We start from the raw sequence: 14,436 nt of genomic DNA, 5'->3' as shown, positions 1-14,436 counted from the left end.
TATTAAACGAGGCGATCAAAAGGGCGCAACAAAGAAGGCCCGTACCAACGATCAGATTAAAGCGGACCCGGTTCGGCTGATCGGTCCGGCAGGTGACCAGGTAGGCGTAGTTGCGCTGAATGACGCGCTTGCCGCTGCACAGGAAGTATCACTGGATCTCGTTGAAATTGCTCCGGACTCTGACCCCGTAGTCTGCAAGATCATGGACTACGGCAAGCATGTGTTTGAGGCCAAGAAGGCCAAAAACGCTGCCAAGAAAAAGCAGAAGCAGCAGCAGATTAAAGAAATGAAGTTCCGTCCGGGAACCGATATTGGCGACTACAAGATCAAGTTGCGTAATATCACCAAGTTCCTGGAAGAGGGTGACAAAGTCAAAGTGTCCCTGAGGTTCCGTGGCCGTGAAATGGCGCACCAGGAGCTGGGCATGGAGATGATGAAGCGTATTGAGACCGACCTTGTCGATCTGGGGGTTGTTGAACAGCACCCGAAGATGGAAGGTCGCCAGATGCTGATGGTGCTCGCACCCAGCAAAAAGAAAAAGTAACAGGTCCCTCCGGGTCCTGTTCTTTTAAGGTGTCATTGCCCTGCAGTGTCGCACCTATACCGAGTGGCTGGGCTAATTTTGGCTGCCTCGTTCACTCTGAAATCGGAAGATTGAAAGCTGGTGATTGGTGGGGTCAGATCGAAAGATCTGCCCCGAATAAATGGGGTCAGATCCAAATAGATCTGACCCCACTTGTTAACTATTTGCCACAGTCTTCCCACTATTTACTTTCAATTGGAGTACTAAAAATGCCGAAAGCTAAAGTACACAGTGGCGCCGCCAAGCGGTTCAAAAAGACCGCAGCTGGCTACAAGCACAAGCACGCGAACAAGAGCCACATCCTCACCAAAATGACGACCAAGCGTAAGCGCCACCTGCGTGGCACTAACATTATGCACCCGTCTAATGCGATCTCTGTAGATCGTATGTTGCGCGCCAAGTAATTGGCCGTTTTACAAGGTATTTAAGAGGATTGAGTTATGGCCCGTGTAAAACGTGGTGTTGAGGCGCGTCGTCGTCACAAGAAAATTCTGAAGCAAGCAAAAGGCTACTACGGTGCGCGTTCACGCGTATTCCGCGTTGCCAAGCAGGCAGTCATCAAAGCAGGTCAGTACGCTTTCCGCGACCGTCGTGTCAAGAAGCGTAACTTCCGTCAGCTGTGGATCACGCGTATCAACGCGCAGTCCCGCCAGGAAGGCCTGAGCTACAGCCGCCTGATCGCTGGTCTGAAGAAAGCTGAAATCGCTCTGGACCGTCGCGTACTGGCCGACCTGGCTGTACACGACAAGGCCGCATTTGCTGCAGTTGTTGAAAAGGCAAAAGCAGCTCTGGCAGCCTAAGTAGCGTTTAAGGCCGGGTCTTCCGGCTTTGGCAACATTTGTTGCCAGCTTCAAGATAGGGAAGGGCTGTTGCAGTCCTTCCCTATTTTTTTGTGGTATCGACAGGGCCACGATCAATGGGGTCAGAAATGATTGGGGTCAGAGCCTTGGCTCTGACCCCTTAAGTTGGGGGCAGATCCCTGGGGTCAGAGCCAAAGCTCTGGCCCCTTAAGTCGGGGGCAGATCCCTGGGGTCAGAGCCAAAGCTCTGACCCCTATAATCGGACGGCTGGGGTCAGAGCGTAAGCTCTGACCCCACATATCCTGAACCCATCGATCGCGGAACCTATCGACCGGAATTTTATTTATCTCGTTCATCGGAGTAATTGATGCAAGATTTGCAAATCCTCACAGACGAGGCACTGGCGCTGGTAAGCAAGGCCGAAGACCTTGCTGCGCTGGATCACGTGCGTGTTGAGTACCTGGGTAAGAAAGGCCAGATTACCGCACTGCTGAAAAGCCTGGGCAAGCTCTCTGCAGAAGAGCGTCCCGCCGCTGGTGCAAAAATCAACGAAGCCAAGCAGCAGGTACAGGAGCAAATCAACGCCAAGCGCGCTGCCCTGGAAAACGCCGCCATCGAGGCCAAGCTGGCCAGCGAGACCATTGATGTGACGCTGCCGGGTCGCGGTGAAGCCCAGGGCGGCATGCATCCGGTGACCCGCACCATGCGCCGCATCGAGGCCATCTTTGCGCGTATCGGTTTCGATGTGGAAGAGGGTCCGGAGATCGAGGACGACTACCACAACTTCGAGGCGCTCAATATCCATGAGCACCACCCGGCGCGTGCCATGCACGATACCTTCTACGTGGACGACACCACCGTTCTGCGTACCCACACTTCCCCGGTGCAGATCCGCACCATGGAAAACCAGGAGCCGCCGATTCGCATCGTCTGCCCGGGCCGTGTGTATCGCTGCGACTCCGACGTAACCCACTCGCCGATGTTCCACCAGGTAGAAGGCCTGGTAGTGGACAAGGACATCAGCTTTGCGGACCTGAAGGGCTGCGTAGACCAGTTCCTGAAAGCGTTCTTCGAGGCCGAAGTGCCGGTGCGCTTCCGTCCGTCCTACTTCCCGTTCACTGAGCCGTCCGCGGAAGTGGATATTCAGTGCACCTCCTGTGGCGGTGAAGGCTGTCGCGTGTGCTCCGGTACCGGCTGGCTGGAAGTCATGGGTTGCGGCATGGTCCACCCGAATGTCTTCAAGCACTGCGGTGTCGATACCGACGTGTATTCCGGCTTTGCGTTTGGCATGGGCGTGGAGCGCCTTGCCATGCTGCGCTACGGCGTAAACGACCTGCGCCTGTTCTTTGAGAACGACCTGCGCTTCCTGAAGCAGTTCTAACGGACTGCCGGCGCAGGCAAGCAGACAGCTGGGGCGAACAGAGTTCGCAAACGAGAAACAGAATTTGTAGGCGCGGCACAAGGCCGCGAATGGATAAGAAATGAAATTCAGCGAATCCTGGTTGCGGGAGTGGGTAAGCCCGGAACTGAGTGCACAAGAGATTGCAGACCAGATCACCATGGCCGGCCTTGAGGTCGACGCGGTCGAGAAGGTGGCCGGTGACTTTGCCGGCGTTGTCGTGGGTGAGATTGTCGAGTGTGAGCAGCACCCGGATGCAGACAAGCTGCGCGTATGTAAGGTGCAGGGCCACCCGGATGGCGAGCAACAAGTAGTGTGCGGTGCGCCGAACGCGCGCGTCGGTATCAAGATCCCGTTTGCCCTGGTGGGTGCGGTTCTGCCGGGTGACTTCAAGATCAAGAAAGCCAAGCTGCGCGGTGTCGAGAGCTTCGGCATGCTGTGTGCGCAGACCGAACTGCAGGTTGGTGAAGACAACGACGGTATCTGGGAGCTGCCGGCCGATGCCCCCACAGGCACCTGCCTGCGGGAGTACCTGCAGCTGGACGATGCCGCTATCGAAGTGGACCTGACCCCGAACCGTTCCGACTGTCTCGGTATGAAAGGTATTGCCCGTGAAGTGGGTGTACTGAACCGCCTCGCGGTATGTGAGCCAGAGATTGCCCCGATTGCGGCGGTGAACGAAGACGTATTGCCGGTGGCACTGGAAGCCGGTGATGCCTGCCCGCGCTACGTCGGCCGCGTGATCCGCAATGTGCGTGTCGACGCGGAAACCCCGCTGTGGATGCAGGAAAAGCTGCGTCGCAGTGGTAACCGCTCCATCGACCCGATCGTGGACGTCACCAACTACGTATTGCTGGAGTTGGGCCAGCCGATGCACGCCTTCGACCTGAATACCCTCAAGGGTGGCATCAAGGTGCGCTTGGCGGAGCAGGGCGAAGACCTCACGCTGCTGGACGAGCAGGAAGTGAAGCTCAATGCCAATACTCTGGTTATTGCGGACCATGAGCGCGCAGTCGCCATGGCCGGCATCATGGGCGGCAACGACACTGCCGTCACCGACGCCACCAGGGATATCTTCCTGGAGAGCGCCTTCTTCGCACCGCTGGCGATTGCCGGCCGTGCCCGTTCCTACGGCCTGCATACCGATTCCTCGCACCGCTTCGAGCGCGGCGTGGACTACCAGCTGCAGGAGCAGGCCATCGAGCGGGCCACCCAGCTGCTGCTGGATATCGTTGGCGGTGAGCCGGGCCCGGTGATCGTGGAAGAACTGGCGGAAGCCATGCCGGCGGAGCGCCGCGTGACCCTGCGCCGCGCCAAGGTGACTTCCGGCCTCGGTCTCGAGATTGCCGATGCCGATATCGTGGAAATCCTGACCCGCCTGGGCCTGGAGAAGGTCGACGAGGACGGCGAGGGCTGGACTTTCATCGTGCCGAGCTTCCGCTTCGATATCAGCATCGAGGAAGACCTGCTCGAGGAGCTGGCCCGTATTTACGGCTACAACAATATCCCGACTCGCTCGGTCACCGCGGCGCTGGACATCCTGCCGGACGACGAAGCGGCCATGGGTCTGGACCCGCTGCAGGACACCCTGATTGCGCGCGGCTACCAGGAAGCCATCACCTTCAGCTTTATCGATCGCGAGCTTTCCAAGCTGTTCGATCCGGAAGTCGAGCCGGTGGCCCTGAAGAATCCGATCAGCGCGGACCTCGCCGTGATGCGCACCAGTCTGATGCCGGGCCTGGTCAAGGCGTTGCAGCACAACCTCAACCGCCAGCAGGGCAGGGTGCGGCTGTTCGAATCCGGCCTGCGCTTCGTGCCGGGTGCGGAGCTGGTGCAGGAACCGGCACTGGCCGGTGTCATCTACGGCAACCGTGTGCCGGAGAACTGGGCCAACGGCAGCGACAGTGTGGATTTCTTCGACCTCAAGGGTGACCTGGAAGCGGTACTGGCGCACGCGGCCGACCCGGCTTCCATCTCCTTTGCGGCAGGCAGCCACCCGGCACTGCACCCGGGCCAGTGTGCCCAGGTACTGCGCCACGGCGAGCCGGTGGGCATCATCGGTGCGCTGCACCCGCAGTTGCAAAAGCAGCTGGACCTGCCCAAGGCGGCCTACCTGTTCGAGCTGGACCTGACTGCCATGGGCGACGCGCGCCTGCCGGCGTTCAAGCCTCTGTCCAGGTTCCCGGAAGTTCGCCGCGACTTGGCACTGCTGGTGGACCGTTCAATTCCTGTACAGGATTTGCTCAATAGCGCCCGCGAAGCGGCCGGTGAATGGGTGACGGACTTCAAGGTTTTTGACCTTTATGAGGGCAAAGGTATTGATTCTTCTAGAAAAAGTGTGGCATTGGGCTTGACGTTCCAGCATCCATCACGCACTCTAACTGACGAAGAAATTAGTACCGCTGTCAATGCAGTGGTCGAAAAACTAGAACAAAAATATAACGCCAGCCTGCGGTAAGAAATAACCGCCCGCCCAGTAGAGACGGCGCCGCAGGTGAGCAGAGAATGACCAGCAATGGCCTGCTCTGTGCGGCGTCGGGCGCATTACCGCCTTCCCATGGCGGGATGCCGGGACTTCTTGGGCAGGGAACCAATGGCAGAGGCACTGACGAAAGCCGGATTGGCCGAAAAGCTTTACGAGGAACTTGGCTTCAACAAGCGTGAAGCCAAGGAAGTCGTCGAGTATTTCTTCGAGGAAATCCGTACAGCCTTGGAACACAACGAGCAGGTCAAATTGTCCGGATTTGGCAATTTTGACCTGCGCGACAAAAGCCAGCGCCCCGGTCGCAACCCCAAGACCGGTGAAGAAATTCCCATCTCCGCTCGACGCGTAGTCACATTCAAGCCCGGACAGAAGCTGAAGGCACGCGTGGAAGAAGATGCTGGAACCGACGAATAACAACGAACTCCCCGTAATTCCCGGCAAGCGCTACTTCACCATCGGTGAGGTCAGCGAGCTCTGTGCCGTGAAGCCGCACGTGCTCCGCTACTGGGAGCAGGAATTCCCGCAGTTGAACCCGGTCAAGCGCCGCGGTAACCGCCGCTACTACCAGCGCGAAGACGTGGTCCTGATCCGCCAGATCCGTGGCCTGCTGTATGACCAGGGTTACACCATCGGTGGCGCACGCCAACAGGTGGGCAGCAATGGCGAGCCGGCGCCCAATGCGAAGCAGGGCGTTTCTACCTATATACCGGAGATGATCCGCGAGCTCGAGGACGTCCTCAAGCTGCTGGAACCCGAGGCCTGACGGCCGGATTCTGCCCGGTCATGCGTGAACAGGGCGCCATTTCAGTACTTGCAATCCGGTCGCCTTGTTGTATTATGCACGCCTCGCTACGATCGTAGTGAACCCTTAGAAATCAGTAACTTAGCGTACTGATCTCCTCCGTCGGGCTGTAGCGCAGTCTGGTAGCGCACTACACTGGGGGTGTAGTGGTCGTCGGTTCAAATCCGGCCAGCCCGACCATTTCTTCTTGCTTTTCTTAACCTCGCACATCTTCCTCGTAAAAGATTCTTTTGTGCTCAATCTACTGCGCGTTTTGATAAAGGGGTCAGAGTCTTCGACTCTGACCCCAAAAATTATCGAGTGTGACCCCAGAAATTCTTCCCGGTCTATTGGGACTGAAGGGGTCAGAGTCATAACTCTGACCCCACTAATTCGAGCCGTCGACTCTGACCCAAACGGTGGCGTGTTATTCCTTGCATGCGGTAGGATTATCGTTCTATTAGAAATACTAATAACGAGCCTGCATTTTGGAAAAAGGAATGGAATTCGGGGCAGGGCGCTCCCGAAAAATAGCGCGCGCGGCCTTTGTTGCGATTGCAGGGTTACTGGCAGGCGCACTCGTAAATGGTCACTCCGGCGGTCTGAACAGCGAGGGTTGTCATAACGACCGCAAGCGTGGTGAATACCACTGCCATAGAGCGCAGGCCCAGTCAGTTGATCGGGTAGCGGATTCTCCGAAGGCGCCACCGAAGCAGTCTGTGCGTTCCTTTCGTCAGGCAAAAGAAGTGCTGCGCACGCAAATATATAAAGATCCCACCTTTCAGATTGGTTTCTACTCCAATTGTCGTTTTATTCCGGTCGGCAAAACATTGGTTCCGGATTGGAGCGGATGCGGTTTTGTGCCACGTAAGAACGTTAACAGAGCCAGTCGCATTGAGTGGGAGCATATAGTGCCGGCCTGGCATATTGGGCATCAGCGGTTGTGCTGGCAAGCAGGTGGTCGAAAGAACTGCAGTCGCAACGATCCGATATTTTCAATGGCAGAAGCGGATATGCACAACCTGGTACCTGCGATAGGCGAGATCAACGGCGACCGTTCGAACTACAGATTTGGGGAGCTTGGAGGCATGCCGAGCCAGTATGGAGCCGTGCCGGTGCTGATCGATTTCAAGCGTCGTGTGGTCCAGCCTCCAGCAAACGTAAAAGGCAATATCGCCCGGACCTATTTTTATATGTCGGAAACTTACGGGCTTAACCTATCAAGTTCACAGGAAAAGCTTTTTGCTGCCTGGGATCGCCTGGATCCCGTTGATTCCTGGGAGTGCAAGCGTAATCAGCTAATCGCGGGAGTTCAGGGTAATGAAAACCTGTTTGTCTCCAACGCGTGTTCGTAGATTGAGCCGGGTCCCGTCAGCCGTCGCTTTGCAGATGGCGGTCAAACCAATCGATCATCTCTTGCCGGACATTGATCGGCGGTGCTTCCTGGAATAGGCCCAGATCATGACCGGCTTCTGGTATCGTGACCAACCGCGACTCCACCCCCGCTTCCTGCAACGCGCTGTACATGGCCTCGCTCTGGGCATATGGCACTACTCTGTCTTTTTTGCCGTGTACCAGTAGCACTGGTGCATCATCCGCTGAGACATGCCCCACCGGTGATGCTTCCCGGTAGAGTTCTCCTTCAGCGGACTCCGGACCCATCCTTTGCCAGTACACCGCACCCAAAAATGAGGCAACCACATGGCGTGCGCCTTCGGGTGAGCTGGCAAACGCAAGTAAATCTCCCGGCCCAGCGAGTGCTACAACCGCCTGGGCCTTTGAACTGTCGTTGTGCAGGCGGCGTCCATCGATTGTGCTGTCCTCGTCGAGGGTTCCGAGCATGTGGGCGAGGTAAGCACCTGATGACATACCTGCGGCTCCGAGAAGATTGGGGTCAATTTTGTACTTTTCACTGTTGCGGCGGATAAACCGCATAGCGCGCCTGGCATCCTCTACAGCTGCGGGGTAGTGGAAGCGTGGCGCGGCCCTATGATCAATGGTAAACACCGTGTAGCCTGCCTTCACCAAGGCCGGCGCGCCGAACTCCGGAAACATCGCCATCTCCCTCAGTGGCTGGGCCTCGTATGACAGCTCCTGATGCCAGCCGTTACCCATGATAAAAACGATACCTTTACCGTTTGGCTGGTCGGGAAAGTGGACATCCATCAATAGAGCGAGACCTGAATGCATTCCGTAGGCGACATTTTTTTCAATCTTGGATTGGGGGAAGGCATTGGACGATAGAAAAGCTAGCAGGCAGCTGCATATAAAAACTGGGATTTTGCGCATTTCATGCTCCTCTGTGAGTTGTTATATCTAATTCACTGCGGTGGCTGCTTTTTCGGGGCGCTAGCAGTTGCATATGTGAACTTTTTAGTCCGAATGTCGGTTTAACTAATGGCCAAAAGGAAAGCAATTACATCGAATAACAGTTGAAACGGACTGTAAATATATTTTCCTAATTTTCTAGGAAAGGTCTTTCCGGTAAGTCAACGGCGTAACCCCCGTCCACCCCTTAAACGCCCTTATAAACGAGCTTGCCTCGGAAAACCCGGTGCGGAACGCAATCTCCTCCACTGACATATCCGGCCTGGCGAGATGCTCTATCGCCAGGTCTCGCCGCAGTTGTGCTTTAAGGTCGCTGTAGTTCAGCCCTTCATCGTTTAGTGATCGGCGCAGGCTCTTGGGATTGACCTGAAGCTTCTCTGCAATTTCCGGAAAGGTAGGTACCTGGCTCAGGTCATCACCAATGGCTTCGCGGGTGCGCTGGCTCCAGCTCTTTTCCTGATAATCATTAGCCACGGTGTTGTAAAGCGGGTGTCGCAGGAATTCAGTAAGTGTTTCCGGCGTTTGCTTGATGGGCTTCTCCAGCAGTTTTCGCTCGAATACCAGGTGGCAGGTATCGGCGTTGAATACTGTCGGCGCACCCATAAAGAGGGGCCGGTACTCACGGATATGGTCTGGCTGGGGGTAGGGCAGCTGCGCTTCCTTGATAGGCACATCGGACTGGGCGAGCCAGCACAGGAGCCTGTGCAGGGAGAAGGTAAACAGCTCGTAGGCGTAGGGCTCCAGCCGTTGCTTATCGGCGGGTGGTTGATTGAGCTCCAGCGTGGCCGTATCGCCTTCGCTCTTCCCCGGGATTGTCAGGCTGGGCAGCAGGCCGATGCCGAGGATGTTGTAGAACAGGCAGTAGCGCTTCAGTGCCTGCCCCAGGGTCTTGCACTGGATCAGCCAGTGACACATGGCGGACCACTGCCCGATCCTGAACGGCTGCGGGCAGTAGCCCAGCATCTCATCGCCCATTTCATGCATCACCAGGCTTTGCAGTCTTGCGTACTGGCGCGCACTGACGCGCGCCTGGCTTTCCTTCAACAGGCGGGGAGAGATGTGTACACGTCGCAGTAACTGGCTGACATCGTGGCCCTGCTGCCGTGCATGTTTGAGTACCGCTTTCACAAAAACAACGTGAATCGAATTATCCCGCATCTAATTCCATCCGCTTTTTGACGTGTTTTTCTACATTGTTCCGGCTGCAGTTCAAAGCTCTTCATGCGGGGAACAAAATGTCTATTTTTGTCCCCCATCATCATTGTTTCACCCGGCTTTCGCAAGCAGGATTGGATTTAACGTACATATTTTCGATCTGATCAGGAATCCAGAAGAGAGCAGGGAGCACGCTATGGCGCCAAATACTGCGTATATCTACGATGCAATTCGTACCCCGAGGGGGAAAGGGAAGAAAGACGGCTCCCTGCATGAAGTAAAACCGGTCGCGCTTGGAGCCGGGTTGCTGAAGGAGCTGCAACAACGGCATGACCTGGACACCAGCCGGGTAGATGATGTGGTAATGGGCTGTGTGTCGCCGGTCGGGGAGCAGGGCGGTGATGTCGCCAAGACCATCGTGCAGTTTGCGGAGTGGGATGAGAGTGTGGCCGGTGTGCAGCTGGACCGCTTTTGCGCGTCTGGGCTGGAGGCGGTCAATATCGCGGCCATGAAGGTCGCGTCCGGGTGGGAAGACCTGGTTGTCGGCGGTGGCGTTGAGTCCATGTCGCGCGTGCCTATGGGCGCGGCTGGCGGTGCCTGGCTCAATGACCCCGAAGTGAATATCCACAGTGGCGCCATCCCGCAGGGAATCGGCGCAGACACCATTGCCACGCTGGAGGGTTGGAGCCGGGAAGATGTGGATGCCTTTGCCCTGACTTCGCAGCAGCGAGCGGCCCATGCGCAGAGCAACGGTTATTTCGATCGCTCCGTGGTTCCTGTGAAGGATCTCAACGGGGTAACAGTGCTGGCCCGGGATGAATTCATCAAGCCGGCCACCACCATGGATATCCTGGCGAAGCTGCGGCCCTCGTTTGAAGGCATCGGCGGGCTCGGTTTTGATGACCTGATGATGCGCAGGTATCCGCAGGTCCCGGCCATTGACCATGTACACACCCCCGGTAATTCCTCCGGCATTGTGGATGGTGCTTCTGCGGTGCTGATTGGCTCGGAGCAGGCCGGTAAGGATCTTGGGTTGACGCCCCGCGCGCGCATTGTGGCTACCGCGGTGCTGGCAACCGACCCCACCATCATGCTGGTGGGCCCGGGGCCAGCCGCCAGGAAAGTGCTGGCCAAGGCCGGCATGACCACGGCGGACATCGACCTGTTCGAAATCAACGAGGCCTTTGCCTCTGTGGCGATGCGTTTTATGCAGGACCTCGACATCCCCCATGAGATTACCAATGTTAACGGCGGCGCGATTGCGATGGGGCACCCCCTCGGTGCCACGGGTGCCATGCTGATCAGCACCATGCTGGATGAGCTGGAACGGCGGGGCCTGAAGCGCGCCTTGATTGCGCTCTGTGTCGGCGGCGGTCAGGGCATTGCCACCATTATCGAACGGGTCTAAGCGGCATACCGACCGTTTAGACGCGTACCGCAGTAAGCGAAAGGAATTGAGCAGGGTAAGAAACCATGAGTGACAAGATCCACGGTTTTATCTACGAAAAAGACAGCGACGCCATCGTAACCATCACCATGGATATGGATGGGCCGGTCAATGCCATGAACGGGCAATACCGCGAGGCCATGGCCGTGATACCGGGCATGCTGGAAGCGGAGCTGGAGAGTGAGCAGGGCCTAAAGGGTGTGGTGCTGGCCTCCGCAAAAGGGACCTTCTTTGCCGGTGGCGACCTGAAGGAATTGTCTTCTGTGCCGAAGGGTGCGGAAGAGGGGCAGTTCCGCATGATCGAGGACAAGATCAAGGCACCGCTACGCCGACTGGAGAAACTGCCGGTGCCGGTGGTGGCGGCAATTAACGGCGCGGCGCTTGGTGGCGGTTTCGAGATCTGCCTTGCGTGTAATCACCGTATTGTTGCCAATCACTCCAGGGCACAGATCGGCCTGCCGGAAGTGACCCTTGGCCTGCTGCCGGGTGGTGGCGGCGTGGTGCGCTCTATCCACCTGCTGGGTCTGGAGAAAGCGTTGCCGTTCCTGCTGGAAGGCAAGCGCATGTCGCCGCAACAGGCGCTGGATGTGGGCTTCGTCGATGCCCTCACGGATATGGTTGAAAAACTGGTGCCGGCGGCCAAGGCCTGGATCAAGGCCAACCCGGAAGCCTGTGTGCAGCCCTGGGATATGAAGGGGCACAAGATTCCGGGCGGCGATGTGTGGAACCCGAAAGTGGTCAATACACTGGCCGTGGCGCCAGCCGTGAATTTCCGTAAGACGCGGGGCCTGCTGCCCGCGCCAGAGCGCATCCTGGCGGTGGCGGCAGATACAGTGACGGTCGACTTTGAGTCTGCGCTGCGGATCGAATCCCGCGGCCTCGCCTACCTGATCACCACGCCGCAGGCCAAGAACATCATCACCTCGAGCTTTTTCCAGCTCAACAAAATCAACAGCGGTGCCAGCCGCCCTGCGGATGCCGAGCCTTCGAAGGTCAGCAAGGTGGGCATCCTGGGTGCCGGCATGATGGGGCAGGGCATTGCCTTTGCGGCCGCCAGGGCTGGCATTGAAGCGGTGCTGATCGATACCACCGATGAGGCAGCCGAGAAAGGCAAGGCCTATTCTGCGCGCCTGATGGACAAGCAGATCAAGGCCGGACGCAAGACCGAAGCAGACAAGTCTGCGCTGCTCGGACGGATCAAAGCCAGTGCGGATTACGCCAGCCTGCAGGGCTGCGACCTGATTGTCGAGGCCGTATTTGAGAATGTGGACCTCAAGGCCAAGGTAACCGTGGAGGCGCAGCAGTACCTTTCCGAGGGCGGTGTGTTCGCAACCAATACCTCGACCTTGCCGATCAACCTGCTATCTGAAGTGGCAGAGCGGCCGGAAAATTACATCGGTATTCATTTCTTCTCGCCGGTAGAGAAGATGCCGCTGATCGAAATCATCTGCGGTCAGCAGACCAGTGATAGCACTCTGGCCAAGGCTTTCGACTTTGCCCGTCAGCTGCGCAAGACCCCGATTGTTGTGAATGACTCCCTTGGCTTCTTTACCTCGCGCGTGTTCGGCACCTTTATGGATGAGGGCGCGCGGCTGCTGGTGGAAGGGCTGGACCCGGTGCTGATCGATGCGCTGGGCAAGCAGGTGGGTATGCCGGTGGGGCCACTAGCGGTGCAGGATGAAGTTAGCCAGGAGCTGACCCGCAAGGTGTCCGAGACCCACCGCCAGCTGGGCGTGTTCTGCTCGCTGGGGGATAACAGCTGCAATACCGAGGTGTCGGAAAAGCTGATTGCCGAGTTCGGCCGCGGTGGTCGCCACCACGGCGGAGGCTATTACGAATATCCGGAGGGTGCCCCCAAGAAAATATGGCCGAAGCTGTACGAGCTGTATCACAAGCCGGAAGTAGAAATGCCGCACCAGGACATCAAGGACCGGATCCTGTTTCGCCAGGTTGTGGAGAGCCTGAAGTGCCTGCAGGAAGGCGTATTGCGCTCGGTGGCGGACGGCAACGTGGGTTCTCTGCTGGGCATTGGTGCGCCGACCTGGACCGGCGGATTCCTGCAGGTCGTAAATACCTATGAGTACAACGGCAAGACCGGCCCGGAAGCATTTGCAGACCGCTGCGATGAGCTTGCCGGGCGCTATGGCGAGCGCTTCGCGGCACCGGAAATTGTCCGGCAGAAGCTCGAAGCTGGCGAAAGCTTCGCCTGAATAGAAATGTAAACCGCAAGCTACGGGTACCACGTTGATATGTTGAGACGCGACTTTACCGACGAGCAGGCGATGTTCCGCGATGCCTACCGCAAGTTCCTGCACCAGGAAATCGTGCCGCAGATGGAAGCGTGGCGCGAGCTGGGCATTGTGGATCGCAGCGCATTTCGCAAGGCCGGCGAGCAGGGTTTCCTGATGGTGTGGCCCGGCGTGCAGTATGGCGGTATGGGCGACGATGATTTCCGTTTTGAGCAGATCATCATCGAGGAAAACCAGTATGCCCTGACGGCGGACTGGAACTGTACCCTGCACAGCCGCCTTGTTGGTCCCTACCTGCAGCGTTTTGGTTCGGAAGAGCAGAAGCAGCGCTTCCTGCCCGGTTGTGTGAGTGGTGAAACCATTCTCGCCGTCGCCATGACGGAGCCGGACGCCGGTAGTGACTTGGCCGGTATGCGCGCGACGGCCATCGACCAGGGCGACTATTTCCTGCTGAACGGCACCAAGACCTATATCTCCAATGGCGTCAACGCAGACCTGGTGATTGTCGCGGCGAAAACCGACCCGGTGAATAACCCGCGCCAAGTGGGCCTGTTTCTTGTGGAGCGCGGTGCGGAAGGCTTCGAGCGCGGTGCGCCGCTGAAAAAGATGGGGATGAAGGGCCAGGATACTGCCGAGTTGTTTTTCCAGAATGTGATTGTGCCGAAGGAAAACGTGCTGGGTGATCCTGCCAAGGGCTTCCATTATCTGATGGAGGGGCTGGCGGAGGAGCGCCTGATTGCTGCGGTTGAGTGTCTGGCAGCGGCGCAGAAGGCCTTCGATATCACACTGGAATTCACCCGCGAGCGCAAGCTGTTTAAACAGCGCCTGGCGGATTTCCAGAATACGCAATTCAAGCTGGCGGACCTGCGGGCAGAGCTGGATATGCAGCAGGTCTATGTCGACCAGTGCGTGCGGGCGCTCAACCTGGATGCGCTGACCGCAGTGGATGCCGCGAAGGCAAAGCTGGTGACCAGCGAGCTGTTGTGCCGGGTGGTGGACGAGGGTGTGCAGCTGCATGGCGGTGCCGGCTATATGGACGAGTACCCGATTTCGCGCATGTACACGGACGCGCGCGTGACCCGGATTTACGCCGGCAGCTCCGAGGTGATGCGGCTGATTGTGGGCAGAAGCCTGTACCAGGATGAGCCTACGCCATTTATTGACCGGTGCACGCCCTGGGACTGAGGGGCGTTGAACCGTTGCTTTATT

13 protein-coding genes and 1 tRNA gene are annotated in these 14,436 nt (G+C 57.7%); 12 read left to right on the top strand and 2 right to left on the bottom strand.

What is annotated here, in order from left to right; genetic code table 11:
• The first annotated feature begins 1 nt into the window (after position 1).
• From infC to QSJ80_RS13690, 9 genes are all read left to right on the top strand, one after another.
• The gene (gene infC / locus QSJ80_RS13730; RefSeq protein ID WP_285765168.1) at positions 2–544 is read left to right on the top strand and encodes a translation initiation factor IF-3; all 543 of its coding nucleotides are present in this window, start codon (positions 2–4) and stop codon (positions 542–544) included.
• 248 nt (positions 545–792) lie between these two features.
• A complete protein-coding gene (gene rpmI, locus QSJ80_RS13725; protein ID WP_285765042.1) occupies positions 793–987 on the top strand; it encodes a 50S ribosomal protein L35 in 195 nt (64 codons plus the stop codon).
• Between the two features lie 36 nt (positions 988–1,023).
• The gene (gene rplT, locus QSJ80_RS13720; protein WP_285765041.1) at positions 1,024–1,383 is read left to right on the top strand and encodes a 50S ribosomal protein L20; all 360 of its coding nucleotides are present in this window, start codon (positions 1,024–1,026) and stop codon (positions 1,381–1,383) included.
• A 367-nt stretch (positions 1,384–1,750) separates the two neighbouring features.
• Positions 1,751–2,764 carry a phenylalanine--tRNA ligase subunit alpha gene (pheS, locus tag QSJ80_RS13715; protein ID WP_285765040.1) on the top strand — a complete coding sequence of 338 codons (1,014 nt, stop codon included), beginning with the start codon at positions 1,751–1,753 and terminating at the stop codon, positions 2,762–2,764.
• A gap of 100 nt (positions 2,765–2,864) precedes the next feature.
• Entirely contained in the window at positions 2,865–5,240 is a 2,376-nt protein-coding gene (gene pheT, locus QSJ80_RS13710; protein ID WP_285765039.1) for a phenylalanine--tRNA ligase subunit beta, read from the top strand.
• Between the two features lie 135 nt (positions 5,241–5,375).
• Entirely contained in the window at positions 5,376–5,681 is a 306-nt protein-coding gene (gene ihfA / locus QSJ80_RS13705; protein ID WP_285765038.1) for an integration host factor subunit alpha, read from the top strand.
• The gene (locus QSJ80_RS13700; protein ID WP_285765037.1) at positions 5,662–6,030 is read left to right on the top strand and encodes a MerR family transcriptional regulator; all 369 of its coding nucleotides are present in this window, start codon (positions 5,662–5,664) and stop codon (positions 6,028–6,030) included. Before ihfA ends, QSJ80_RS13700 begins: the two co-directional genes overlap by 20 nt.
• 142 nt (positions 6,031–6,172) lie before the next feature.
• Positions 6,173–6,249, top strand: a tRNA-Pro gene (locus QSJ80_RS13695).
• 299 nt (positions 6,250–6,548) lie between these two features.
• Positions 6,549–7,403 (top strand): endonuclease, encoded by an 855-nt coding sequence (locus QSJ80_RS13690; protein WP_285765036.1) that lies wholly within the window; start codon positions 6,549–6,551, stop codon positions 7,401–7,403.
• 16 nt (positions 7,404–7,419) lie between these two features.
• Here QSJ80_RS13690 and QSJ80_RS13685 read toward each other — a convergent pair whose 3' ends face one another.
• Together QSJ80_RS13685 and QSJ80_RS13680 are read right to left on the bottom strand one after the other, a co-directional pair.
• Positions 7,420–8,337, bottom strand: a complete 918-nt coding sequence (locus QSJ80_RS13685; RefSeq protein WP_285765035.1) for an alpha/beta fold hydrolase — start codon at positions 8,335–8,337, stop codon at positions 7,420–7,422.
• A gap of 177 nt (positions 8,338–8,514) precedes the next feature.
• Complete coding sequence (locus QSJ80_RS13680) at positions 8,515–9,534, bottom strand: AraC family transcriptional regulator (RefSeq protein ID WP_285765034.1); 1,020 nt, start codon at positions 9,532–9,534, stop codon at positions 8,515–8,517.
• 193 nt (positions 9,535–9,727) lie between these two features.
• On the opposite strand from QSJ80_RS13680, the gene QSJ80_RS13675 reads away from it, so the two are divergent.
• The 3 genes from QSJ80_RS13675 (at position 9,728) to QSJ80_RS13665 (ending at position 14,412) form a co-directional block, all read left to right on the top strand.
• Positions 9,728–10,939, top strand: coding sequence for an acetyl-CoA C-acetyltransferase (locus tag QSJ80_RS13675; protein WP_285765033.1), 1,212 nt, complete (start codon positions 9,728–9,730; stop codon positions 10,937–10,939).
• A 65-nt stretch (positions 10,940–11,004) separates the two neighbouring features.
• A complete protein-coding gene (locus tag QSJ80_RS13670) occupies positions 11,005–13,188 on the top strand; it encodes a 3-hydroxyacyl-CoA dehydrogenase NAD-binding domain-containing protein (RefSeq protein WP_285765032.1) in 2,184 nt (727 codons plus the stop codon).
• A 39-nt stretch (positions 13,189–13,227) separates the two neighbouring features.
• Positions 13,228–14,412 (top strand): acyl-CoA dehydrogenase family protein, encoded by a 1,185-nt coding sequence (locus QSJ80_RS13665; RefSeq protein ID WP_285765031.1) that lies wholly within the window; start codon positions 13,228–13,230, stop codon positions 14,410–14,412.
• Positions 14,413–14,436: the final 24 nt, after the last annotated feature.

The organism is Biformimicrobium ophioploci, from assembly GCF_030270605.1.
GTDB lineage: Bacteria > Pseudomonadota > Gammaproteobacteria > Pseudomonadales > Cellvibrionaceae > Biformimicrobium > Biformimicrobium ophioploci.
The sequence above is the reverse complement of the archived record's forward strand: the minus strand, read 5'-3'. Positions and strand labels throughout refer to the sequence as shown.